The following is a 23,144-nucleotide window of genomic DNA, read 5'->3' on the forward strand; positions in this document are numbered from 1 at the left end:
TCATTCCCCTTTTGTAATTCTCTTATTATTTCTTATAAAAATTTGCTTTCCAAGTTGTTTTATCAATAACTTTATCAAATACCAATAGCATCGCTGGAAGGAATAAAAGCACCATAATAAACGCTAATAGCGCTCCCCTTCCAAGTAGTAATCCAATCGAACCAACAATCGGATTACTCGACGTAATCCATAAAATAAAGCCAACACTTGACAAAATAGAAGCTGAAATCGCAATCGAGAAGATTTTCTCATCGATTGTTTTCTTGATTGCCTCAAGCGCAGTCATTTCCTTACGATTCTCTTTGTATGCTTCCATCAGAAGGATCGCATAATCAACTGTTGCAGCAAGCTGTACCGTACTGACAATTAGATATCCCACATAGACTAGTGGGGAATCTGTAAAGTAGGGAACAGCTAAATTAATCCAAACAGCTGATTGAATCGTAAGCAGTAGGACAATCGGAATTGAAACGGATTTAAACGTAACTAATAAAACGATCGCTATTGCGATTATCGTCAATAAGTTAACTAGTTTGTTATCCTCTTGGACGACATTTTTCATATCATATAAAGTCACACTTTCCCCGAGGGAATATGCATTATCATCATAATAGTTAGCAGCTGTCTCTTGAACAGACTCCACTAATGAAAAGGCCTTGTCACCTTCTGGACCTGCATCTGTATAAAGAATAATTCGACTGTAATTATCTGAATAAAATTGCTCTGTTATCGATTCATCCAAATACTCTGGAGGAATTGCTGAGCTAACTGTATTAACATAAGACAGAACAGTTGTTACCGATCCAAACGCTTCCAAATCTTGAACTAAATCTTCTTCTTTAGCAACATCGCCCTTTGGCACCAGTAACACCATAGAAGTATATTTACCAAATGCATCTTCTACTTCAATTTTATCACTACCAGCTCGTGTTTGTTCTGGTTGATCTCCGGTCCCGTAAGTAAACGTTGTATTACTTTGTGCTAAAAATGCCGGAATAATTAGTAGGAATACAAGTAGCAACACTGGTATTCTTACTTTCACCACACTATTACCGATTTTCCTCATGTTTGGCAGCAATGGTTTATGTTGCGTTTTATCAATCCATTTGTAAAACATAACTGTTAGTGCTGGTAAGAATATCATGACACTAAGAAAGCTTAAAACAATACCTTTTACAAGGTTCAAACCTAAGTCTGAACCAATCTCGAAGTTCATAAAGGTAAGTGCCATAAAACCAAAAAATGTCGTGGCTGCACTAGCGGCAATCGCAGGGAAAGATTTCTTAATTGCAAATCGCATTGCTTCGGCTGGATCAGCTATTTTCTTCCGATAGTCGGAAAAACTATGCAATAGAAAGATCGCATAATCGAGCGATACCGCAAGTTGCAGGATTGGTGCAACGGATTGAGTAACAAATGATACTTCGCCGAAAAAAACATTTGTTCCTAAGTTGATTAAAACAGAGATTCCAATAGCTGTAAGAAAAAACAATGGTTCCAGCCAAGAAGTTGTTGAAATAACTAAAATTAAAATAATAATTGGTACTAACAATGCGGCAGCATACATCGATTCAGATCCTGCCATTTCTTGTGATATAGCAGTATCAAGTGCTTCTCCAGCCATCGCATTGTCTTCACCAATTAGTTCATAGATAGTATTCGTTACTTGTACTTCATCTCCATCTCGAATGCTGAAAGAAAAAATGGCATTATCATCCTTATAATAGGTTTCCACCGTATCTATATCAGCTAATTCTAATGGGGCTTTTATATCAATCGAATCATCTAACCACGTTACATCTTCCACACCATCGATCGCAGCAAGTTGTTCTTTAACTTGAAGTGCTTCTTGAACTGTAACATCGTTGATCATGACTCTAGTATCTGGAACTGCGCCATCGAACTCTTGCTCCATGACCTCCATTGCCTCAGTCGACGGGGCATCGTATGGTAGATAATCTACCATATTGTAGTTAACAGACACAAAGGACTGTGAGAATACAGAAATGGCAGCAATCACCATAAAAGCAATAACTACTAATTTATTATGTTTAATTATTCGTGCTGCTATGTCGATCGAAATCATTCCCTTCTTGCATCTATTTCCTCATACAATTATAATGACACTGTGTTGGATTATCAACAAACAGTTTATTATCATATGTTTTTTGCACAACACAAATGCTTTTTTTGTTGAATAAGTAATAAATAGGAGTGATTTTCATTGAATTCTAAAGTAGATCGAAGAAAAAAATATACGCGAATGGTTTTAAAGGAAAGTTTAATGAAATTATTAAAACAAAAATCAATTTCAACTGTTACAGTCAAAGAAATATGTGCGCTAGCAGATATTAATAGGTCGACATTCTATTCTCACTACCTTGATCAATTTGACCTTCTTACTCAAATAGAGGAAGAAATCATTGACGATATGAATGATAAGCTTATGTCATATAATCACCATCAAGATGAGGAATCGTTAAAAATGACAGAAAGAATTGTCGAGTATGTGGCGCAAAATAGTGATGTTTGCTTAACACTCTTTGGGGAGCACGGAGATTCCACCTTCAAAAAAAGAGTCATGGTTGTTGCAAGTGAGCATACTGTTAAAAACTGGTTATCCATCTATCCTATAGATCCAGAAATCTCAGAGTACGTTAGTATCTTCGCTATCAGCGGTAGTATTCACGTGTTAGAAAACTGGCTTAAAAACGGAATGGATAAAACACCAAAAGAAATAGCAGAACTTATTAATACCCTCACAAATAAAGGGCTTTCTTTTTTACAGAAATAAATTAAGTGCATTTTAAATAACATCTCTTTAATCCGTTATTTAAAATGCAAAAGTATCAGCACTTATTTTATCTACTTGTGTTAATCTAACTAACTGTTAATGATAATTATAATGGCCTACTCATAGTAATTGTTCTATTTTCAAACCCTAGGCCTTCATATATTTTAATTGCTTGATTTCCTTCAAATACACTTAATCGAACTTCTGAATAGCCTTCTTGTTTAAGTTGCTCAATACCAATTTTAATCAATTGTTTTGAAATGCTTTTCCCTCTATATTCATCTAAGACGAATACTTCATAAATAAATCCGATTGTTTTATTTGAAAACTGGTCTATGCTTCCTCCTAGAAGAATCCAACCCTTTAATTCATTGTTTTCTGTTGCTATCAAATAGTAACTACCTTTTTTGAGGATCGATTCTATCAGTTCTTTTGCTTTTTCAAGCGTTGGTTTTGTTAGACCCAAAGTGCCTTCAAATAATGCTTGTGGAGAAAGTGCCACTATCTTTTCTATTTCCAACTCATTTGGTTTTCTTATATCCATTGACTTAACTCAACTCCTCGACATTAATTAGATATATTTGTTCATTAAACCCACCTCGTTCTTCAAGTTTCTTTTGCCTTATTCTTTCAATATCTTTGAACTCTTTTCCGTGAATTTTCGATAAGGCATGTATAATTTCGAGAACATCAGAAAGCTCTTCAATTGCTTCTTCGTCATTTTCCGTCTCTAGATATTCGTTCAATTCTTCTTTAAGCTTTGTTCTAAGTTCTCTATAATATTCTACTTGATCTAGCTTTTTGACTTTACACATTTGGCCATTTCGACTGATTAAGTCTGGGATTTTATCTCGAACAAGTTTATTATAAGTCTTCATCTACCTTCCTCCTTTTTTCTAAAAGCTTCCTATTAGATTAATAATTTTGTAACGCTGTCCTTCACTTCAATTGGCAATGGCTGTTTCAGTGCTTCTTCTAACAATTGTGGATATGCTACGCCATTATTTCTTAAATAACGTTCAATGAGCAATGCTTTTTCCTGTTTATTTGGAATTAACCAGTATAGAATATACCAATCTTCGAGTGAACATAAAGGAATGTCTACTCCATTTATGTTTTTATGGGTAACAATAGAATCCTGGTTCAGTGATAGTTTATAAATCCCTTTCTCATGTTTTATTGCGAATCCACCCATGACATCAATATCAACACCGTTAATTTTATATTTCGAGAAATCCTTTGTATGATAAGGGTTTAAATTTAATGCTTCTTTCGGTTTCCCCATAGATAACATGAATTCATTTAATCTTATTACATTTGTTTCATCCACCAAAATATCTATATCATTGGGTTTATCAATTATTTTATAAAAGCTAAGCAGAAGTGATCCCCCAACTCCCCATGTAATATTCCTCCTTTCTAATCTGTCGCCAATAAAAGATAATGTATGTAGCATATTCATTCTCCTTATATTTCAGCTAGTTTTGTGTGTCCTTTATTAAATGATTGTAGGAATCCAGTTTTTCATTTATTTCCTTTTCTTTTCTTTTAACTTTAGAGTAATACTGTTTACAATTTCAGATATAGACAAAGTCCCATCCACAATAAACTCAGAATTCGGTTTTATCGTTTCTAGCATATTTAGATAACCTATTCTTCCTCTTCTAATATAATTATTCATATCCAACAAAATGTTTTTAACAGAACTATCTTTAAAATCCCTAGTTACTCTGCGTGCCATTGCAATATCTAATGGCGTATCAATAAACACGGCGAAATCAATATATTCACTTGTTTTAGAGTGCTTATAAGCATAAGGGAAATCGAGCAAAATGTAATCCAATGGTTCCATAAGTAACATCTTTAAATCCTTAATTAGAGGTGACAAATTCCACTCATTAGGATTACATCCATTATTCATCCATTCTATAAAGTCATCAGGACCATCGAACTCGTAGTCATCAAAAAAGAGTGCTTTAACATTTGGTAAACTGCTATTCAAGTGTGACACTATTGTTGTCTTACCACCACCAGAAACCGAAGCAATTGCAATAACAATTGGATGTTTTCCTTTATTCATATAATCCTCCCGGTTAATGACATCCTTTAATAAACCACTACTTAATCGAACATTTTCATTTCATTTCTGGAAACCAGATGTCCACCTATGAGGTTCATAGGTTGTGAAGAAAAAATTTTTAAATAAAATACCTCTGTCAATTATATCATGATATAACCCCGATACGTCTTAGGGATGAGACCTTCCTGTCTATTTGATTTGTATCAAAATTGAGTTTTTTAAATCATAAGACGGAGGAAAATAGCTGATAAAAAAGTGCCAATTTCTATTAATATAGAAGATTGGCACTTTCAAATAGAATTTAACATCACGTTGTTAAAATATTGATACGGTTAATATTCCTTATTTTTACTAATAAACAAATGAAATCAGTTGTTGAATGCAGACAACTCTTCACAACCAATTCTATCAACATGATGTCGTCCAATCGGTACCACAAAAGGAGAGCCTGAAACTGGGTCTATTATCACCGTGCAATATAGATCAAAAATATCTTTAATCAATGTACTTGTAATAACATGTGATGGAGCACCTTCAGATACAAGCTTTCCTTGATGTAGTGCAAAAATATTGTCTGCATATCTCGCGGACAAATTAATATCATGAAGTACCATTACAATCGTGGTACCATGTTTTTGGTTAAGGTCTGTCAGCAGGTCCAGAATTTCTACTTGATAGGTGATATCTAAGAAGGTAGTCGGTTCGTCGAGAAATAGAATATCAGTTTGTTGAGCCAGAGCCATTGCTATCCAAACACGCTGTCTCTGACCACCTGAAAGTTCGTCAATGTGATGATTGGCAAGTTCAGTAATATTCATGATTTCCATAGCTTCAGCTACTGCCTCATAATCCTTTTTTTTCCATCCACTAAACAGGGATTGATGTGGAAACCTTCCTCGTCCAACTAAATCTGCGACAGTTATTCCTTCTGGGACAATAGGAGATTGTGGAAGAAGCCCTATAGTACGAGCTAATTCTTTAGTAGGGATTTTGCTTAGTGACTTTTCATCAAGGGTCAATTTACCTGATATAGGTTTGATAAGTCTGGCCATTGTTTTAAGAAGTGTAGACTTTCCACAGGCATTTGCCCCAATAATAACACTAATTTTATTACTGGGAATGACAAGACTTATTCCTTGGATAACTGCTTTATTATCATAGCCTGCAACGATTTCTTCACCTTTGAAAACATGTGTCGGTTTCATTATAAATCTCCTTTTCGATTCATTCGGATTAGCAAGTAGAGCAGATATGGCGCTCCAAGTATTCCCGTTACAATACCGACAGGATATCTGACTTCAAACGCAAATTGACCGATTAGATCTGCTAGCAAAACTAAGTTCACACCAACTAGACCCGCCGGAATTACGTTCGAAAAACCAACTCCGACTAGTCTTTTTGCGATTGGTCCTGATAGGAAAGCGACAAATGCGATCGGACCAGTAGTAGCAGTAGCCAGAGCAATCATACAGACGGAACTAACAATAAGTGCAATTCGAGTCTTATCTGTATGAACTCCAAGAGAAGTCGCAGATTGTTCTCCGAGCTCCAACATGCTTAGATTTTTTCTTAGCACTATAATGATAGGTGCAAAGATCAGAACCGTAATAATAAGGGGCGGAAGTTCGTGCATTTGAGAACCATTAAGGCTCCCGCTAAGCCATCTAATCGCTGCGGGTAGATCTTGTTCTGCTCCAACAAGCATCAGGTATGATACCACTGCATTAAGCATAGCCTGTACGCCAATACCAATAAGGATTATTCGACCTACTGAAAATGACTTTCCTCTAGATAATATATAAATCACTAAGACTGTAGCAAGACCAGCGAGCACTGTAGCAATAGAAACAATAGCACCGCTTGTTTGAAGAATGATGATGCAAAAAACTGCCGCTGCGCTTGAACCGGAGGTAATACCTATTACATCCGGACTTGCAAGAGGGTTACGCAACATCGTTTGAAATGTATTTCCAGCAACGCCAAAAGCAAATCCAGCAAAAAGACCTGCCAGCATTCTCGGTAGACGTATCGTATTAATTGCAAAAGATGCACCTTGCGTTTGCTCTCCCAAAAGTGTTCGAACTACAACATCAATAGGATAAATGGTGTTTCCGAGTATCAGCATGGCACTGCATAGAATCATTGAAAGTAACACTAGAAAACCGGTTACAAGTATCCAGCGGCGGCGTCTTTGACGTCTACCTGCCATAATATATTTAATTGAATTATTATTTTTCATAATGATCGCACTTTCAATCTCATGGCTAATATTATTAATAACGGCGCTCCTATAAACGCTGTAACTACACCGACTTCAAGCTCTCCAGGGTTACCAATGAGCCTCCCTGTTACATCTGATACTGTCAAAATGACTGCCCCTGAAATTGCTGACAAGGGTATAACGTAACGCAGATCTGGACCAAGCGTAAGGCGTATGGTGTGAGCTGATAAAAGTCCGATAAAACCAATCGGCCCTGCTAGTGCAGTAGTAGCCCCGCACAAAAGAACAGCTGCAACAGCTGCAATAAGCCTTAATGTTCCTGTTCGAACGCCCAATCCACTCGCCAATTCGTCTCCGAGTGCCAGCGCATTTAGCGCAGGAGCAGTAATAATCGCTATTACTATTCCGATTACCAAAAACGGAGCGAAAGTAGCTATAGAACTCCAGTTTGCTGCACCAACGCTACCCACTTGCCAAAATCTGAATTCATCCATGACATTAGTCCGAGAAATCATGATGGCAGTAATCAACGAAGAAAGGGCTGCGCTCGTTGCAGCTCCCGCTAGAACAAGTTTAAGGGGAGTGGCTCCGCCACGCCCCATAGAACCGATTCCAAACACAAAGACGGCCGTAATTGCAGCCCCAGCTAAAGCTAGCCATATGTATTGATTTGCTGTAGTTATGTTTAAGAAGGCAATGCCGCAAACAACAAACAATGATGCACCTGTGTTCACTCCGAGTATACTTGGATCTGCGATCGGATTTCGAGTTACTGCTTGCATAAGTGCTCCGGAAACGCCGAGTGCAGCACCACAAAATAGGCTAAAAATGGTTCGTGAAATCCTCTTACGAACTACGTTTGCCCCATAGGAATCTACATTTTTGTGAAATAAACCATCTATTAATTCATTAAACCCCACTGGTCGAGAACCCAAGACCAGTGAGGCTATCACGCATAAAGTCAACAACACAATAGAGATTACCAGTAATGCTTTGAAATGTCGCGGAACATGCGGGTTAAGCCATTTCTTTTTTGAATCTACTAAACTACTCATCGATCTTTTCTATAGCTCCCCCAATTAATTCTAGGTACTCATCAATAGTATAAGCAATAGAAAGCGGTGTTGGGGTACCAGCTGCCGCTAAAGCCGTATTATCACCAATAAATGCAACAGAGTCTCTTTCAATTGCCGGGATTTTCCCAAGAAGTGGATCGTCTTGTATTGCTTTATAGGATTCATCACCATAAGTAACTAATATATCAGCATCGTTCAGGATGTCTGCGTTCTCAGCACTTACTGTCAAATAGAAACTTTCTGGATCCTCAATCGCATTCAATACACTTTCAGGATACTCCATTCCTAGCTCAATCAGAAACTCAGCACGAGGATCTGCAGGTGTATACACAAATAATTCAGACAAGTCACCAGGCGTGAAGGCGATAAAAACAGCTTTTAAACCTTCTATTTCAGGATATTCACTTGCTTTTTCCTGAATTAAATTTTCTGTATCCTCAATAAGTTGTTCACCTTCTTCTTTCATCCCCATACCTGTTGCATTTAACATTACTTGCTCACGCCATGTAGTAATCCATGGATCTGTCTCATAAGCTACAACTGGAGCAATTTCACTTAGAATATCGTAGTCTTCCTGTGTGATACCGGAATAACCCGCAAGAATTACATCAGGGTTTGAATCTGAAATTGCCTCAAAATCCAGGCCGTCTGTATCTTGATAAATATTAGGGTCATCTTCGCCAAGTTCCTCAAGTTTTTCAGCAGTCCAAGGCAACATGCCACTGTCATCTTGAACACCGTAATTTGCCGCTGAGAATCCGACAGGTACAACGCCCAGATCAAGAGCAACATCATGATTACCCCATTGAATAGTAGCAACGCGTTCAGGTTTACTTTCAATTACTGTTTCGCCAAAAGCATGTTCAATTACAATCGGGTATTCTGAGGTCTCTTCTGTATTAGCCGAAGCACTCTCCGTTTGTGTTGAATTGGAGTCTTCAGTTGAGCAGCCAAATAGTAGTAACATACTCATAGCCGAAAGAAATAAAGTTGTTATTGACGTTTTTCGTTTTGTATTCATTTGCATATCCATCCTTATCCTGTTTTGATTTTGAAAATTTCGCTGACACCTTTACTGACATAAACTATTATGTACTATATAAGAGCTTTGTTTTCTACCCAAGTATTATTATCCATTCGGGTTTTCTCTATGTTAACGCGCATTGTTACTCTAGTTATCTTACAAGCCACAAGATCAGCAGTAAGGGGTAATTCTTAATTAGGAGTTACTTAAGTTAACTGATAATGATTATCATTGTTAATGATATACACACTATCCCATATTGTCAATGAAAATTTAACAGAATATTTAAAATCAAGTTAGTCCGAAGATCAGCAGATTTATTCAAAATAGACTCTCAACTGATGATCTTTTATATAGTACTTTTTTTCTATGATAGTAAATTTTAAGAGACTGCTTCAATTTAATGAAACAGCCTCTTATTTGTTAAGAATACAGTCTTAATTTTTATTATTTAATTCTCGTTTTCGCTTTTGCACAATTATTAACATTCCAGCTATCATTATCACTAACACACCTAGCAATAGGTAATTAAATGTACTTGTTGCTGTGTCTGGTAATTCATTTCCGGATTTCTCTGCTTTATCTCTATCATCTTTATTCGTTACAAGCATTTGGTTACCAAGCCATTCCATTATTGTTGTTGTTTTCCCATCAATTTCTGTTGTTGGATCATTGTTATAAACATGGATCCATGAAAAGTGGCCCAGGTAATCATATGGATTACCATTTTCATCAGTGTACAATCCCGTTTGATCAACAACATTTTCATATAAACTTAGGTGAACATCTGCACCAGTTGCTACTAATCGATCATATGTTGGAACAACTGTTGTATTAGGATCAACAACTGTATCACTTTTAGCATGAACAAACCAAATTGGTGTTTTAGCTAAATTATCGATATCGGCATCCGTAATTAATACGTCATCCAATGCTTCACATGTCGGAATACCCGCTGCAAAGTAACCTGGATAATCACGAAGCATAAGCATTGTCATGTAGCCGCCATTTGAAGCTCCACCGATATAGATTCTGTTAGGATCAATATCAGGATTCTTCGCAATGTGACCTTCAATTAAAGCCATCAATGCTTCTTGATAAATAGAAGTACCGTCTCCGAACTCAGTATGATCATCCATCCACATTGTCGGCGTTTGTGGTGCTAAAACATACGCGTTATCAAGATCTCCTTGAATGTTAACTGTGATAAAGTTAACTACTTTGTTGCCACCAATAGCAACGGTTGGATCTGTTCCACCTTCAGCTGCACCATGTAACCAAATAAATAATGGGTTTTGTTCATTATCTTTTTCTGGTGAATAATTTGCGTAAGATAATGTAACGTCATCATATATAGCTTCACCTGTGTTAAATTGATCAACTAGAACGCGAGTTTCATTTGCTAAAGTATTAATAATTAGACCAGAAATAGTATTCGGACCTGACACGATATCTTCAAGTTGTGAAACAGTATAACTGTAGTCTATCCAGTCATTATGACCCGTCGTCGCAAAATCATAGTTCATTGCGTTACCTAATGTAACCGTTGGACCAATTTCCATTTCTAAAACCACATAATTACTTGTTCCTTCTTCTACTATAATTCCTTCAGCGTCAGAAAGATAAGCACTTGTTACTGTTCTAGTACCCTCAGCAACTGTTGAAGGTTCCGCTCTATCGTCTGTTAATACGACATTGACATCAAAAGTGTCTACCGTAACTGAATCAGCTGAAACCTCAGCACCTAAATTAATAATTACTTTTGTAATCGCTGGTCCCCAATCTTCTATTTCGATAACGGTACTATATGTTAGTGGTGTACTTTCTGATTCTGCAGCCGTTACTTTAAAGTGATAACTAGAGAAAACCAAAGCAAAACCAGCTATCAAAAATACAATGGTGAAAATCACTTTTTTCTGGCCTATATTCGTTTTTCCCAACTCCCTTTACTTTATTTTGGGTTAATTGTTTTAAGGTTTTTTTAGCCATTTCAAAATAAAATAACCAAGAAAAATTCCAACGAAATTTAAAATCCAATCGTCAATATCCACAGTTCGTGTAACATAACCTATTTCATGGAAGAATAACTGACCCATTTCCATAATAACCGGAACAGTTGCAGAAAACAGTATCGCATGCTTTACTGCGATCCGTTTGTAGCCAAGCCATAATCCTATTGGGACAGTAACGACTATATTTCCTAATAAATTAATCGCAATAATGCGTAAAGGTAAGAAACCTTCTAACAATTGGTTAACATATAATGCAATAGTTTTGAAGGGGATAAAATTATAGGACTGATTAGCCATTACATAACCAGGATCAAGCCATAACAAATAAACTAAGATAACTGTATACAAAAGCATCGTTGTATTTATGATTTCTATTTTTAGAGTTTTAAAAGATTTTGTTGAAAATTTAATGATTATGTATAGCACTATGATTGGTAAACCAAATACAATACCAACTTGAAAGATAGTTTGCAACATTTTAATTCCTCTTTCTTAATTCATTTGTTTTAACTATTCTAGCATAAAGATTGAAATTACTTCTTCAACACTTTGCTCAACTTGCACAAAAAGCTGAACCCTCGATACTAGGTTCAGCTCGTTCCTTACTATTTTCATCTATTACTAAAAAATTAATAAGGCTAACAATGTTGACACTACCAGACCTATCATAACTGGACCAAAGTTTTTTCGCACTAGCTCCATTACTGGGACCCCACAAAATCCCGCTACAGCTACGAGAGAAGACCATGCAATAATTGTTCCTCCCCCAGTCCAAATGGAACCCATTTGACCAATTGCAGCAAGAGTTGTAGGGTCAATTGAGCCATTTGCAAGCGCTCCGGATAATGCACCAGTTAAGGGTAAACCGGAAAACCCAGATCCATCCAATCCGGTAATAATACCAATTACCAAAACACTAAATGCTGCTAAAACCGCACTTTGTGGTAAAAAGCTTTGGCTTGATTGTACTAAATCAAACAGTAATGCCGGTGGATCACCATCACCAATCGATAAGATACTTCCAGCAAAATCAGAACTTCCTAAAAAGAAAAAACCTGCAATTGGAATTACTGGCCCCATTGCCTTAAATGCAAACACAAAGCCTTCAATAATATGCTCACTAATATAGTCTAAAGCACGATGTTGACCAAAAGCGACTGTAGAAAGCAGTAGAAGTATTACAGCTACTCCACCTATAAAGGCAGCACCCTCTCCTCCTTCAAATCCTCCCATACGTCCACCAGTTAATTTAGTTGATATCATGAAAATCATAACGATTAGCATTGAAATAGGAACTAGTACAGCGAATATTTTACTCCACATGGGCAGGTGCTTACTTTCCGTTTTCTTGGTATTTTCATCTTCTAATCCTTGCATAGTTGCTAATTCCTTATCAATTTCGGGATCATTTTTCATCCGAATTGATTTCCTGTTAAAGAAATAAGCTAGAGCTATCGCTATTCCCCCGGTAATAAACGATAAAATTAACGCTTGGTCTACTAAACTAGATGTTTCAACACCTGCAGCTTTAGCTGACAACCCTGGCGCAACTTGGATAATGTAGTCTGATGACAACGCCATACCTTGCCCTGCAAGAGCAACAGCCATTGCCGCTACCATAACTGGCAATCCCGAACGAACTGCAGCTGGAACTAATAATGCGCATATAAGTGGAACTGCTGGTGTAGGCCAGAAAAACAATGAAATAACATAGGTAACGCCTATTAAAACAAAAAATGCAACATGGCCATTAATCATGAATTTTTCAATTGGTTTAATCATACGGATGTCTGCACCTAAATCCTTCAATGAATGCAACAAAGCAACCATGAATGTAATAATAAGAAAGATATTAAATAACTCTTTAGCCGCCACAAGGTTCGCATTGAATGTCGCAGTAAAACCGTCAACAATGCTTCCTTGATAGATCCATGCGACCAAAAACGTTCCAAGTATAGTAGGAAGTACAACACCTTTTCGAAAAATCATTGTAATAATAATCAATAATGTAAACAAACCATATATCCAATGGGAAATAGTTAATTCCACTTGCTTTCCCCCTTAAAGTTTAACTGTGCTATAGCCTATGCATACAGGGGTGAGTCGGTGACGCGTCCATTGTATCGATCATTCCAAAGGAAAAACGCTTTTTTAAATGATCAAAGCCTCGATTGTCAATAGATAAAATAAGTGTTCACGGACTTGTCAAAATTTTGTTAACTAATTGTGAAGTATTGAACAAAACTATTTTACATACTTTTTAAACATGTTAATATACAAATATAGAAAACAAACAAGATATCTTGAATCACATTATGTGAATTGTTGAACAAAAAAACTAATTTAGGAGTGGTTATCATGTTGGAACTTTTAAGAAGAAATAATATCATTAGTGGTGTATTAGCAATTATTAGAGTTTATATTGGTTATTCTTGGATTACAGGTGGATGGGGTAAAATTACCGGCGGTGGTTTTGATGCTAGTGGATTCATACAAGGTGCTATTGCAAACTCTGCAGGTGAAAATCCAACTGTACAAGGCTGGTGGGCAGCATTCTTAGAAAACGTTGCTTTACCAAATGCAGAGATATTCTCATTCTTAGTTATGTGGGGTGAGGTACTAGTTGGGGTAGCGCTGATTCTTGGGTTATTCACTAACTTCGCCGTACTAATGGGTCTGATAATGAACTTCTCATTCTTATTCAGTGGCACAGTAAGCACTAACGGGCAAATGATCCTTCTAGGTATCTTCGTTCTTGTTGCTGGAGCAAACGCTGGGAAATTTGGGTTAGATCGTTATGCAATCCCTTATCTAAAAGGCTTAATTAATCAAAGACAAACGCGTTCAAGTAAAACCGTTGAAGTATAACACCTATAAAATGCATGGATCAAGTTGATCCATGCATTTTTTGCTTTTTTCTTTTAAATTCCTCTGACATTGCAAATGCCTCCCTTAAAATTAAGGGAGGCATTTTAGTTTCGTATGGTATTCAACTATTAAATGTAATTACTCTGCTGGTTCAAGGTCTTCAATAGAATCAATGTCCATATATGCAGGAACAACTAGACCATTCCTAGCACCTGTTAAGTTTTCTCCTAGGTCTACAAACTCACCTTCATATTCTTCATAGAAGGAAGCATGAGTTGCAGGCAACCATGGAGCAACAGAAGCATCAGCATCACCTGTTGCAATTGCTTGAAACATTACAGAAGGATCAACAGGGGTAAGTGTAACATCATAACCTTGTTGTTCTAATACTAGTTTAACAACATTGGCGGAAGCACGTTCCGAATCCCAAGGAGTTAATGCTAACTCAATTGGAGTACCATCTACTGGCTCTGTACCTTCTGTCCATGAATTAACCGTATCCTCGTTTTCATCTATCCACTGTTGGGCTGCTTCTTCAAATTCTATATCCAGGGCAGCAAGCATGACCTCTTCAATGTCTTCTGGTTCCCAGTGGAAGCTATCAAGGATGGCATAAGCATCTGGCATATCATCTTCCAGACCTTCTCTTACTATTGTTGCTATATGTTCTACGTCACCAAAAACACCGTTTGGATCTTCTAATATCTTTATGTCATATTGTGAAAACATGTAGTGAGGTGTCCATCCAACAACAACAATTGGCTCCTCATTTTCAATAGCGCTATCTAATGCTGTTAACATAGATGCCGTTGAAGATACTTCATGCTCCCAACCAGAAAGATTTTCATATTCAGTTAAAGCATTATCGGCTTGTTGCGTAATTCCAGCACCAGGTTCAATGCCTGTAAGAGTGTAATCTACTTCCTCACCAACATTTATGGAAGTCTCTGACTGATCATCTCCACTGCTACTTGAACTGTCTTGTCCACAGCCAGCTAATACAATAGATAAAGATACACCTGTAATTATCCCCATCTTTTTCCACTTTAAATTAAACATGTTATGAAACACTCCTTTAAATTTGTTCTTTCTTTTAAACTTATTTTTCATTTGAAAATTATCATAATTTTCAAACAATAAAGAATAAAGTACACCATACAAAAAATAAATTCGCTAATTTATTGCTAAGACTCCCTACATTATATAGCTTTTGTTAGCTTTTACTCAAACTCCATATATAATGATTATCATACATATTATTCATTTAATATGTATTAAACGTAGTTAACATCAAGATAATGTAAAGATGCTCACCTATGGTCCTTTTACCTCTATAAAGTGAACTTTACTTTTCTCTAATGAACATGTAGTCTAAATTAAACATAGTGTGAGCACCTTATATAGGATGTGATTTAGATGGAAAACATGAAAGCATTAGACCAATCTAGAGCTAGAGTAATAGATGCAATTTCACAAAATATGACCCTTTATGGTGTAACCCCCTCAATTGGAAGGTTATACTGCTTACTTTTTTTCTCGGATAAAGCCCTTACACTTGATGAGATGAAAGAAGAGCTAGGAATGAGTAAAGCAAGTATGAGTCTTGCGGTTAGAAGCTTACTTGATTTAAATATGGTTGAAAAGTCTTGGATAAAAGGTGTGAGGAAAGATTTATATATTGTGAAGGACGATTCTTTTCAGCGCTTTTTCGATTACTTTATAAATAAGTGGCGACCAGCCGTTACGATGAATACTACGGCAATCGAAAAATCGATCACTGAATTGCAGGAACTACTTACTAACTCAGATTCTTCTAAAGAAGTTTATGAGCATGCTCAAAATGATATTAACAACCTTCAAAATTGGCTTGGTTATTTTGATTGGCTCAACAGACTAATCGATAGTTTTGAAACACAGGAAATATTTGATTTCATTCCAATCGATAAAAAGGATGATTCAAAAGAATAACTTTAAGCGTCTTTACTAACTTGAGTGCTCAACCAAGTAGCTCTGAAAGGCTTTAAGAAAAGAGTCACAACTAGCTTACTATGCTAGATGTGTCTCTCTTCTGTATATTTACTTTAACTATGCTGAGGACTTGCCATCTTATTTAAAAATGCTTGAGGGATAAATTGAGAAGAAGAACAGACTTTACACCATTTTTAATTTTGTACTATTTTTAACACTACTTAATTTTTAATAAAAAAAAGTTGCCAACTATATCAGTTGACAACTTTTTATATAAGTAGACTTTTAGCGTAGGTCCATGTAATACAGATTTGCCACGTCATCTTTCGTAATAACATGATCGCCCGACTTAAGTGATACTATGACAATTCCATCTCTCATTTGATGAATTGTTCCATCTATCTTGATTTCTGCATCATCTCCAGTATTAAACACTAAAGTTAATGTTGACTCTTCTGAAGTTGTAAACGCAATCCTTGTTGAACTCTCAATTTTTAGACTCTGCGTTAGTGTTAAGCCGCTATATTCTACTGTTCCTTTACTTGATGATAGATTTCCTTCGATCGTAAAGAAATCGCTATCCTTTCCATCAGTCGTGAAATTATGAGAATACTCTCCAGTTACTGGCTCCGTTGGGTTGGGATCTGTTGGATCTGTTGGATCTGTTGGGTCTGTTGGAGTTGGGTCTGTCGGCATTTCTATTGAATTCCCTCCTACAGATAAAAGGCTTGTTGTGTAATTTTTTAATTTTGTCATAAGTTCTGAGTTAAGTTTATATGATTTATCATCAACTGCATCATTAAACTCCCATGTGAAGTCCCCGTTATTTAGGCGACCAGATTCTTCTTTAACAATTTGTTCTACAGCACTTACTTCATCAATAGCCGATACATTTACGCCCATATCTATACTAGTATCAAAGTTATTATAAGTTGTTCCCCCTACTAGTGTTTTGTATGTGCTTGGTACCGTTTCGTTTCTAGACGAGGCTAGGTATGCGTCAAATGAACTTGTATTAGCCGAAGCTGTTCCTTCATTTGAATTTGCGTAAACTAAACTTGTAGCATCAACAATTGTATTATTGTATGCTTTAATCATTCCTCCATCTTCATCAGAGAATGTACCACTCCCTAACGTATCAGTACCCTGTAAGGAACTCATCATAGGATATTTTGCATTTCTAAAATAATTGGATTCTACAAACGCCGAACCACCTGTTGTCACCCCAATTCCATATTTCGAGATTCCATCAAAAAAGTTATTATACACATGAACAGATGCCACTCTTATACGTGGATGGCGAGAGTCTGAATGGTCAAACCAGTTATGGTGAAAGGTTACAAAGAACTCTGATGATTCACTCAACCCGACTAGAGAAGATTTTCCTGAATCCCAGTAATGATTGTGGGAAATTGTAATATCTGTTGAACCTTTCTTAAGGTCTGTTGAACCATCACCTTTTGACTGGTCAGAATCTGATCCTGCAGTTCCATAGAATAGATCATTATGATGGACCCAAACATTCACATTATCTGTATCAAGTGAAATTGCATCGTCAGGGAATAAAGCCATGCCTAAGTTTCTAATTTCTAGATTACCAGTATATCTCGCTAGTATTCCCCATCCATAGGCATACGTATCTTCTCCGATACCTTCTAAAGTAATATTCATTTCTGAATAACTTGTATTACCTTTCACTTCAAGGTAACCATTACTATTAAGTTGTCCACTCATGTTGTCATCAGTAATTTTGCCAATAAACCGTATTGCAAGTGGTGTTTTATCATATCCCTTTTTTCTTAATGATAAAATTTCTCCTATACCAACTCCAGTTTCCTTATCACCTGAGCTATTGATTATTACTTCTTGCTTAACTGTTGTTGCAGTCTCAGATGTTACATAAATAACTTGAGCTCCTTCCCTAAGTGTCCCATCCTCATTATAAGCTCCTGAAGCTGTGCCATATTGTGAGTTCCCTGCAAAGGCAAATCCAGATCTGTCATGTTCCTTTACGGAAAGTGTATTTGTGTAATCGCTTACACTAGAGCCATCTTTAAGTAAACCGTCCACTTTCATTACATAATCTCCAGCTGCAAGACCTACGGCGTCAGCTCTCCAATAAGAAGCGTAGTTACGAATTAAATCATTGTCAATTTGTTGATATTGAGAATCTGGAGCGCTTGCAGGTTTAATATATACATTATATCCTTCTGCATTACTTATAGGTGACCACTCTACATATGCAGTTTCAAACCAAGCCCCACTGTTAGATATAGAAAGACTTGCAGCACTTACTGTCTGATTTGCGAATCCGACCGTCACCAAAGATAGTATAAAAGAATACAATAAAAAACGCGTAAATACCTTTGTGATTACATTCTTCATTAAAATTCCTCCAATGTTTTAAATTTTCACACCCTGAGCTTACCACCATGACTGTATTTTCATATGACTTAACTTCTGCCTTAATAAGTTGATCTTGTCCATTCACCTCCTTAAACGAAAACCTAAGTTCTCATTTCATATAAGTGCAATTTTCAAAACCGTCTCGACAGAGCAAAAAACCTAACGACTTCTTGTCATTAAGTTACATTACAAAAAACAACACAAGTCATTTGTTTAAATAACTATAGTCATTAATATGCAACCCGACGATCATAGAAAATTACTTTACCTTAGATTCGTAGCTTTGCGTCCCTATTTTTCAATAGGTTTGCCAAATATAATATTATGTTATTCTTGATATTATTAATTTTAACAAATTTTTCTATAATAAGTAAATAATTAGATAGTCCTGTTTTTACTGGCGATTTTTCTTTTATTCTAAAATATTCGAATTTAAAATTTTAAATATGTTGAATTCAATGTTCTAATAATTTAGAATTAATTTATATTAGAAAAAGAGGTGCTTTAATGAATGTTTTAAATACCACAAGTAGAAAAAGAGAGACATATGAAGTTCAACTCGAATATTCGTTACTTTGGGAATGTGCATTGGGGATTGCTGCTGTGACAAACAGTCCTTTAATTAAGACTTTAGAAAAGCCTCAAGAATATTGGGAACAAGTAAAAAGCTCTATCTCGGATGACTTATTAAATCACCTAGCCACCGTAGAAGAGAAAAACACTTGGAAGTCTTTATTACAGCTGCTTCACCAAGAAGAATTTACTGAAATCAAGCATTTCATTTCATACATTACAGAGCTATCTGAAACAGATTTAAAGTATATTTGTCTACCTTTCATCGGCCAGAAATATGACGAAATAAGGCTAAGGGCGGCAATCGGACAACACGTCGCAGCAACCGAATTAATGACGTTAACAAAAGACAACCCTTTTTTTCCTACTTATATCGAATTTATTTGCGATGTAAATGCTGCTTATTTAAAGGAGCATCTCATTGCTGTTATGAAAGGCTGGTTCGAACAGGTTATTAAAAATGAAAAACCAGAAGAGGTTACTACCTATCTAAAAACGGATTTAGAATCAAAAATTCACATGTCTAAGCGGATGTCTCCTGAAGCGTTGGTAGAATGGGCAACTGGTGGGATTATCTATTTACCAGAGCCAAGTATCGGTAGAGTCTTGCTAATTCCACAATATGTTTATCGACCTTGGAATATTGAAGCAGATATAGAAGGAACAAAAGTTTTCTACTATCCGATAGCAAATGAAAGTATATTTCCTAATAAACCGCATATCCCTAATAACTTTCTAGTTCTGAGATATAAAGCTCTAGGTGATGAGGTTAGACTCCGTATGATCAAACTATTATATGAAAATACCTTAACATTACAAGACATCACAAATGAACTAGACATAGCAAAATCTACGGTTCATCATCATCTCAAAATCCTTAGGTCAGCTAGATTAGTAGAGATAGTGAATGGAGTGTATTGTTTGAAGAAAAATGCACTAAAATCATTACCAAAAGAGATGGAACAATATCTAAATCCAAGATAAGGGGAACAAGAGATGGCAGAATCATTAAAAAGAAGTGTTAACGAAGTATCTGAATTTAAGAAAAATCACTCTGCTTTTCGTTTTATTGGTGGAAATGTCATATCTTTTTGTGGTGACCAAATTTATTTGATCGCTATTCCTCTTATGGTTTTGGCTATAACAGGTTCTCCATTGAGCATGGGGTTGGTAGCGGCACTTGAGCGTTTACCAATTTTATTTCAACCACTTACCGGGATATTAGCAGATCGTTATAATAGAAAACATTTGTTATTACTATGTGATCTGGCAAGATGTATAATTGTTGGTTTAATTGGGGTACTATTTATTTTCGACTTATTAGAAATTTGGTTCTTAAATAGCGCGGCTTTTCTTATTGGGATACTAAGTCAAGTATATAATATTGCTCAATTTGCTTCCATCCCAAGGTTAGTACGTAAAGAGGACCTGCAAGCTATCAATTCTATAAATACAGGTTTATTTAATACTGCTGTATTAGTTGCGCCAGGTCTAGGTGGATTGATTATTAGTTTTTACAACCCCGGGTATGCGCTTTTAATAAATAGCTTTAGTTTTCTTGTAGCATTTTTTGCGATTCTAAGTATCAATTTAAAACAAGAGCCTCAAAAGCATGATAAGAAAAGTTCATTCTGGCTAGATATTAAAGAAGGTTTCCAATTTGTTATTCAAACAAAGCCAATACTTTATACAAATCTAGCAATGCTAATTTCAATCTTTGGTACAACCTTATTTTTAACCATGATGGTATTTCATTTAACTGATACAATTAATTTAACAGTAGAACAGACTGGTATACTCATATCGATTGGAGGAATCGGAGCGATAACCGGTGCATTAGTTACTAATTTATTAAGTGAACGTTTCACATACAGGCGCATCTTATTTTTTGCTTCTTTTATCGGTGGGTTTTCGATTATTTTATTTGGCGTAGCATCTAGCTATTTTCTGTTAATTGTATTCAATGCTTTAGGCACTTTTGCTGCCTCATTGATGAACCCTTGTATTGTTACAATAAGACAGACACTAACTCCCGATCATTTATTAGGACGTGTCCAAGCTACGAGTCGATTTATGGCATGGATTCTTATGCCTTTAGCAGCGTTTATAGCTGGTCTATTAGCTAATGAATTTGGAACAAATTTTACGATAGTATTAGGAGGCGTTGTATCAACTTTCGCTTCATTATTTTACCTACATCAATCATTGAAATATAACTAAATAAATTGTTTTTAGAAGAGAGCTATACACTAATTCTCCTCTACGTAATCCTTTTAGATGTTTTATAGGGCTCTTATTTTACATTACTTGATTAATTGTTCCTTCCATACTTTTAGGAAGAGTTGATATCCCATCCATAAATTCCTTTAAAGAAAATAACAATGGTTTACAATTTCCACCAACACCAACAATAATGCTCAAATTATCGGGTGAATAGACAACTGTATGCAATGTACCAAAGTACTCTTTATAGTATTTTGAAAATAATGGTGAAGTTTCATCATTAAAATGATGATAAGCAGCTATAGGCGACAGACTCTCTCGCAATAAGCAACTTACATATTCCTTACGTTTTAATGAGCCTTGTATATCAACACTATTTTTCATTCTCAATATATCCGATTCAAAGTGATTTGTGCATATTCGAGGATTAGAGAAATTTATGACCTGTTGATCTGGGGATGCTTCTATTATTATACTTTTTCCACTTTGATCTGTAATGGAATAGTTGTAGCAATAACCATGCGGAATAGTCTTGATAAAACTTACTGTATCTTCAATGTTTGCGCATTGTTCTAATAGCATTCTAACAATAGTCGTAGCAACAAAACCTTTCTCACTGTGTTCGTTATTTACAAAATGCAACCCTACTACAAGCCCTTTTTCATTCATTCCATCAAGTCTACCAATTACTTGGTGACTAAAACCTACACTAGCATAGCCATTTGTAGGATTCGTAATTACAAGTCTTGCATCGTATAGTTCTGGACTGAAATCGTAATTCCGAGCATAATATCCATCGTTTATTAAAGTAGTACAACCCATCTTAGGAAATCTCACATCATATCCACTAAAGTGTTTAATAGTCGCATCTAAATCCAAGTCTAAACCTTCTGCCAAGCCTTTCAGTTCTTGATAAAGATTCGGTGAAATACCTTTGATTAATTCCTTTACATCTTCCTCATTTTCATTAATCGTTAATTTCCTCAGGTGATCCCAATTCGGTAATGCGATTAATTCTTTTCCTTGCTCTATACCAAATTGGTTATAGTCCCCTTTTAATTCTACTAGTCTTAGAACTAACTCTTCATTCCCAAGCATTTACACGTCCTCCCTTTTTCCAATCTGAGTGACAGGCATTAATAAGTCAAGATCTGAAAAATCCTCGCCACGGTAACATTCTAGTATCGAACCTGTAGGAGCCCATTTATTTTCAATTGCATAACGCATTAATTTCTGATAACCATCTTGAATTTTTGAAATTGGACTTTTAAAAGCCAGTGCTATACAAATACAAGATGCAGTATGCTCAATTGAGTGAATTTCAGAAAGCTTATTTGCATGTGTATCAACTGGTACACAAAATCCAATCTTTGCTTTAATTAAATCTTTTCCAGATAGATAGTTTAAATAACAGCTTTTTATTGGAATATTTAATTTCTTAAGTTCTTTCATCCTTTTTCTAACATGTTCTTTGAATTGTCCAATGTTAGATTCAGCCAAAAACCAAATAATAGTCTCCTCGCTCTTTTCTATCAGATAAATTTGTTCACTTTCACAATTACTATCTAAATAATGTAAACTTACATTCAATCTATCAAGTCTTCCACGTATAATTTGGATCCACTCATCCATCATTCTTTTTTTTGATTTTGTATCGTTTTCCTTTAAATATGCCTCAATGTCTTTAATAGGTATATCTGCTAATCGTAAACTTGAAATTAACTTTATTTTTGCAACTTGACCTTCAGAATACATCCGATACCCACTGCTGTTTCTTTCTACTGACCTTAGTAGATTTTTCGATTCATAATACCTTATTGCACTTTTAGAAATCCCAGTTCTTTCAGATATATCTTGTATTCTCATAAAACCACTCATTTCATCCCCCCTAAATTCTAT

Annotated in this window: 21 protein-coding genes and 1 riboswitch; of the genes, 5 read left to right on the top strand and 16 right to left on the bottom strand. The window is 35.8% G+C overall.

Annotation, left to right across the window (positions count from 1 at the left end; genetic code table 11):
* Positions 1 to 25 precede the first annotated feature (25 nt).
* Entirely contained in the window at positions 26 to 2,086 is a 2,061-nt protein-coding gene (locus tag DM447_RS17685; protein ID WP_112182496.1) for an efflux RND transporter permease subunit, read from the bottom strand.
* Between the two features lie 138 nt (positions 2,087 to 2,224).
* Here DM447_RS17685 and DM447_RS17690 point away from each other — a divergent pair, with 138 nt between their 5' ends.
* Positions 2,225 to 2,794: a TetR/AcrR family transcriptional regulator gene (locus DM447_RS17690; RefSeq protein WP_112182497.1), complete on the top strand. Its 570-nt coding sequence runs from the start codon at positions 2,225 to 2,227 to the stop codon at positions 2,792 to 2,794.
* Positions 2,795 to 2,900: 106 nt separating this feature from the next.
* Here DM447_RS17690 and DM447_RS17695 read toward each other — a convergent pair whose 3' ends face one another.
* From DM447_RS17695 to DM447_RS17745, 11 genes are all read right to left on the bottom strand, one after another.
* A complete protein-coding gene (locus DM447_RS17695) occupies positions 2,901 to 3,338 on the bottom strand; it encodes a GNAT family N-acetyltransferase (RefSeq protein ID WP_112182498.1) in 438 nt (145 codons plus the stop codon).
* Between the two features lie 4 nt (positions 3,339 to 3,342).
* A complete protein-coding gene (locus tag DM447_RS17700; protein WP_112182499.1) occupies positions 3,343 to 3,672 on the bottom strand; it encodes a nucleoside triphosphate pyrophosphohydrolase in 330 nt (109 codons plus the stop codon).
* Positions 3,673 to 3,704: 32 nt separating this feature from the next.
* Positions 3,705 to 4,250 (bottom strand): nucleotidyltransferase family protein, encoded by a 546-nt coding sequence (locus tag DM447_RS17705; RefSeq protein ID WP_232824089.1) that lies wholly within the window; start codon positions 4,248 to 4,250, stop codon positions 3,705 to 3,707.
* Positions 4,251 to 4,322: 72 nt separating this feature from the next.
* Positions 4,323 to 4,874 (bottom strand): nucleoside/nucleotide kinase family protein, encoded by a 552-nt coding sequence (locus DM447_RS17710; RefSeq protein WP_112182501.1) that lies wholly within the window; start codon positions 4,872 to 4,874, stop codon positions 4,323 to 4,325.
* A 368-nt stretch (positions 4,875 to 5,242) separates the two neighbouring features.
* Complete coding sequence (locus DM447_RS17715; protein ID WP_112182502.1) at positions 5,243 to 6,079, bottom strand: ABC transporter ATP-binding protein; 837 nt, start codon at positions 6,077 to 6,079, stop codon at positions 5,243 to 5,245.
* On the bottom strand, positions 6,079 to 7,083 hold the full coding sequence (locus tag DM447_RS17720) for a FecCD family ABC transporter permease (protein ID WP_241964539.1): 1,005 nt from the start codon (positions 7,081 to 7,083) through the stop codon (positions 6,079 to 6,081). Before DM447_RS17720 ends, DM447_RS17715 begins: the two co-directional genes overlap by 1 nt.
* 26 nt (positions 7,084 to 7,109) lie before the next feature.
* Positions 7,110 to 8,150 (bottom strand): FecCD family ABC transporter permease, encoded by a 1,041-nt coding sequence (locus tag DM447_RS17725; RefSeq protein ID WP_112182504.1) that lies wholly within the window; start codon positions 8,148 to 8,150, stop codon positions 7,110 to 7,112.
* A complete protein-coding gene (locus DM447_RS17730; protein WP_198663129.1) occupies positions 8,143 to 9,192 on the bottom strand; it encodes an iron-siderophore ABC transporter substrate-binding protein in 1,050 nt (349 codons plus the stop codon). Before DM447_RS17730 ends, DM447_RS17725 begins: the two co-directional genes overlap by 8 nt.
* Before the next feature lie 440 nt (positions 9,193 to 9,632).
* Positions 9,633 to 11,084 carry a prolyl oligopeptidase family serine peptidase gene (locus tag DM447_RS17735; RefSeq protein ID WP_241964540.1) on the bottom strand — a complete coding sequence of 484 codons (1,452 nt, stop codon included), beginning with the start codon at positions 11,082 to 11,084 and terminating at the stop codon, positions 9,633 to 9,635.
* A gap of 81 nt (positions 11,085 to 11,165) precedes the next feature.
* Positions 11,166 to 11,684 (bottom strand): VanZ family protein, encoded by a 519-nt coding sequence (locus DM447_RS17740; protein WP_112182507.1) that lies wholly within the window; start codon positions 11,682 to 11,684, stop codon positions 11,166 to 11,168.
* A gap of 144 nt (positions 11,685 to 11,828) precedes the next feature.
* The gene (locus DM447_RS17745) at positions 11,829 to 13,256 is read right to left on the bottom strand and encodes a hypothetical protein (RefSeq protein WP_112182508.1); all 1,428 of its coding nucleotides are present in this window, start codon (positions 13,254 to 13,256) and stop codon (positions 11,829 to 11,831) included.
* Between the two features lie 309 nt (positions 13,257 to 13,565).
* Here DM447_RS17745 and DM447_RS17750 point away from each other — a divergent pair, with 309 nt between their 5' ends.
* Positions 13,566 to 14,075: a DoxX family protein gene (locus DM447_RS17750; protein ID WP_112182509.1), complete on the top strand. Its 510-nt coding sequence runs from the start codon at positions 13,566 to 13,568 to the stop codon at positions 14,073 to 14,075.
* A 138-nt stretch (positions 14,076 to 14,213) separates the two neighbouring features.
* On the opposite strand, the gene DM447_RS17755 is transcribed toward DM447_RS17750, so the two are convergent.
* Positions 14,214 to 15,134, bottom strand: coding sequence for a glycine betaine ABC transporter substrate-binding protein (locus DM447_RS17755; RefSeq protein WP_112182510.1), 921 nt, complete (start codon positions 15,132 to 15,134; stop codon positions 14,214 to 14,216).
* A 357-nt stretch (positions 15,135 to 15,491) separates the two neighbouring features.
* On the opposite strand from DM447_RS17755, the gene DM447_RS17760 reads away from it, so the two are divergent.
* Positions 15,492 to 16,043, top strand: coding sequence for a GbsR/MarR family transcriptional regulator (locus tag DM447_RS17760; protein WP_112182511.1), 552 nt, complete (start codon positions 15,492 to 15,494; stop codon positions 16,041 to 16,043).
* Between the two features lie 285 nt (positions 16,044 to 16,328).
* On the opposite strand, the gene DM447_RS17765 is transcribed toward DM447_RS17760, so the two are convergent.
* The gene (locus DM447_RS17765) at positions 16,329 to 18,428 is read right to left on the bottom strand and encodes a pectate lyase family protein (RefSeq protein WP_112182512.1); all 2,100 of its coding nucleotides are present in this window, start codon (positions 18,426 to 18,428) and stop codon (positions 16,329 to 16,331) included.
* A 254-nt stretch (positions 18,429 to 18,682) separates the two neighbouring features.
* Positions 18,683 to 18,771: riboswitch (cyclic di-GMP riboswitch) on the bottom strand.
* Between the two features lie 185 nt (positions 18,772 to 18,956).
* Between DM447_RS17765 and DM447_RS17770 the strand changes: the two genes are divergently transcribed.
* Together DM447_RS17770 and DM447_RS17775 are read left to right on the top strand one after the other, a co-directional pair.
* Positions 18,957 to 20,006, top strand: a complete 1,050-nt coding sequence (locus DM447_RS17770; RefSeq protein WP_112182513.1) for an ArsR/SmtB family transcription factor — start codon at positions 18,957 to 18,959, stop codon at positions 20,004 to 20,006.
* A gap of 12 nt (positions 20,007 to 20,018) precedes the next feature.
* Complete coding sequence (locus DM447_RS17775) at positions 20,019 to 21,242, top strand: MFS transporter (protein ID WP_112182514.1); 1,224 nt, start codon at positions 20,019 to 20,021, stop codon at positions 21,240 to 21,242.
* 78 nt (positions 21,243 to 21,320) lie between these two features.
* On the opposite strand, the gene DM447_RS17780 is transcribed toward DM447_RS17775, so the two are convergent.
* Both DM447_RS17780 and DM447_RS17785 read right to left on the bottom strand, forming a co-directional pair.
* Positions 21,321 to 22,343 (bottom strand): C45 family autoproteolytic acyltransferase/hydrolase, encoded by a 1,023-nt coding sequence (locus tag DM447_RS17780; RefSeq protein WP_112182515.1) that lies wholly within the window; start codon positions 22,341 to 22,343, stop codon positions 21,321 to 21,323.
* Positions 22,344 to 23,123 carry a MerR family transcriptional regulator gene (locus tag DM447_RS17785; RefSeq protein ID WP_112182516.1) on the bottom strand — a complete coding sequence of 260 codons (780 nt, stop codon included), beginning with the start codon at positions 23,121 to 23,123 and terminating at the stop codon, positions 22,344 to 22,346. It abuts the gene before it with no gap.
* Between the last annotated feature and the right edge of the window lie 21 nt (positions 23,124 to 23,144).

This window comes from Paraliobacillus zengyii (assembly GCF_003268595.1).
GTDB classification, from domain to species: Bacteria; Bacillota; Bacilli; order Bacillales; family Amphibacillaceae; genus Paraliobacillus_A; species Paraliobacillus_A zengyii.

Excerpts from the sequence above, each read along its gene's own strand:
- DM447_RS17685 (WP_112182496.1), bottom strand. The coding sequence starts at position 2,086 with ATGATTTCGATCGACATAGCAGCACGAATAATTAAACATAATAAATTA.
- DM447_RS17695 (WP_112182498.1), bottom strand. The coding sequence starts at position 3,338 with ATGGATATAAGAAAACCAAATGAGTTGGAAATAGAAAAGATAGTGGCA.
- DM447_RS17700 (WP_112182499.1), bottom strand. The coding sequence starts at position 3,672 with ATGAAGACTTATAATAAACTTGTTCGAGATAAAATCCCAGACTTAATC.
- DM447_RS17705 (WP_232824089.1), bottom strand. The coding sequence starts at position 4,250 with ATGCTACATACATTATCTTTTATTGGCGACAGATTAGAAAGGAGGAAT.
- DM447_RS17710 (WP_112182501.1), bottom strand. The coding sequence starts at position 4,874 with ATGAATAAAGGAAAACATCCAATTGTTATTGCAATTGCTTCGGTTTCT.
- DM447_RS17715 (WP_112182502.1), bottom strand. The coding sequence starts at position 6,079 with ATGAAACCGACACATGTTTTCAAAGGTGAAGAAATCGTTGCAGGCTAT.
- DM447_RS17720 (WP_241964539.1), bottom strand. The coding sequence starts at position 7,083 with ATGGCAGGTAGACGTCAAAGACGCCGCCGCTGGATACTTGTAACCGGT.
- DM447_RS17725 (WP_112182504.1), bottom strand. The coding sequence starts at position 8,150 with ATGAGTAGTTTAGTAGATTCAAAAAAGAAATGGCTTAACCCGCATGTT.
- DM447_RS17730 (WP_198663129.1), bottom strand. The coding sequence starts at position 9,192 with ATGAATACAAAACGAAAAACGTCAATAACAACTTTATTTCTTTCGGCT.
- DM447_RS17740 (WP_112182507.1), bottom strand. The coding sequence starts at position 11,684 with ATGTTGCAAACTATCTTTCAAGTTGGTATTGTATTTGGTTTACCAATC.
- DM447_RS17750 (WP_112182509.1), top strand. The coding sequence starts at position 13,566 with ATGTTGGAACTTTTAAGAAGAAATAATATCATTAGTGGTGTATTAGCA.
- DM447_RS17755 (WP_112182510.1), bottom strand. The coding sequence starts at position 15,134 with ATGTTTAATTTAAAGTGGAAAAAGATGGGGATAATTACAGGTGTATCT.
- DM447_RS17760 (WP_112182511.1), top strand. The coding sequence starts at position 15,492 with ATGGAAAACATGAAAGCATTAGACCAATCTAGAGCTAGAGTAATAGAT.
- DM447_RS17765 (WP_112182512.1), bottom strand. The coding sequence starts at position 18,428 with ATGAAGAATGTAATCACAAAGGTATTTACGCGTTTTTTATTGTATTCT.
- DM447_RS17770 (WP_112182513.1), top strand. The coding sequence starts at position 18,957 with ATGAATGTTTTAAATACCACAAGTAGAAAAAGAGAGACATATGAAGTT.
- DM447_RS17775 (WP_112182514.1), top strand. The coding sequence starts at position 20,019 with ATGGCAGAATCATTAAAAAGAAGTGTTAACGAAGTATCTGAATTTAAG.
- DM447_RS17780 (WP_112182515.1), bottom strand. The coding sequence starts at position 22,343 with ATGCTTGGGAATGAAGAGTTAGTTCTAAGACTAGTAGAATTAAAAGGG.
- DM447_RS17785 (WP_112182516.1), bottom strand. The coding sequence starts at position 23,123 with ATGAGTGGTTTTATGAGAATACAAGATATATCTGAAAGAACTGGGATT.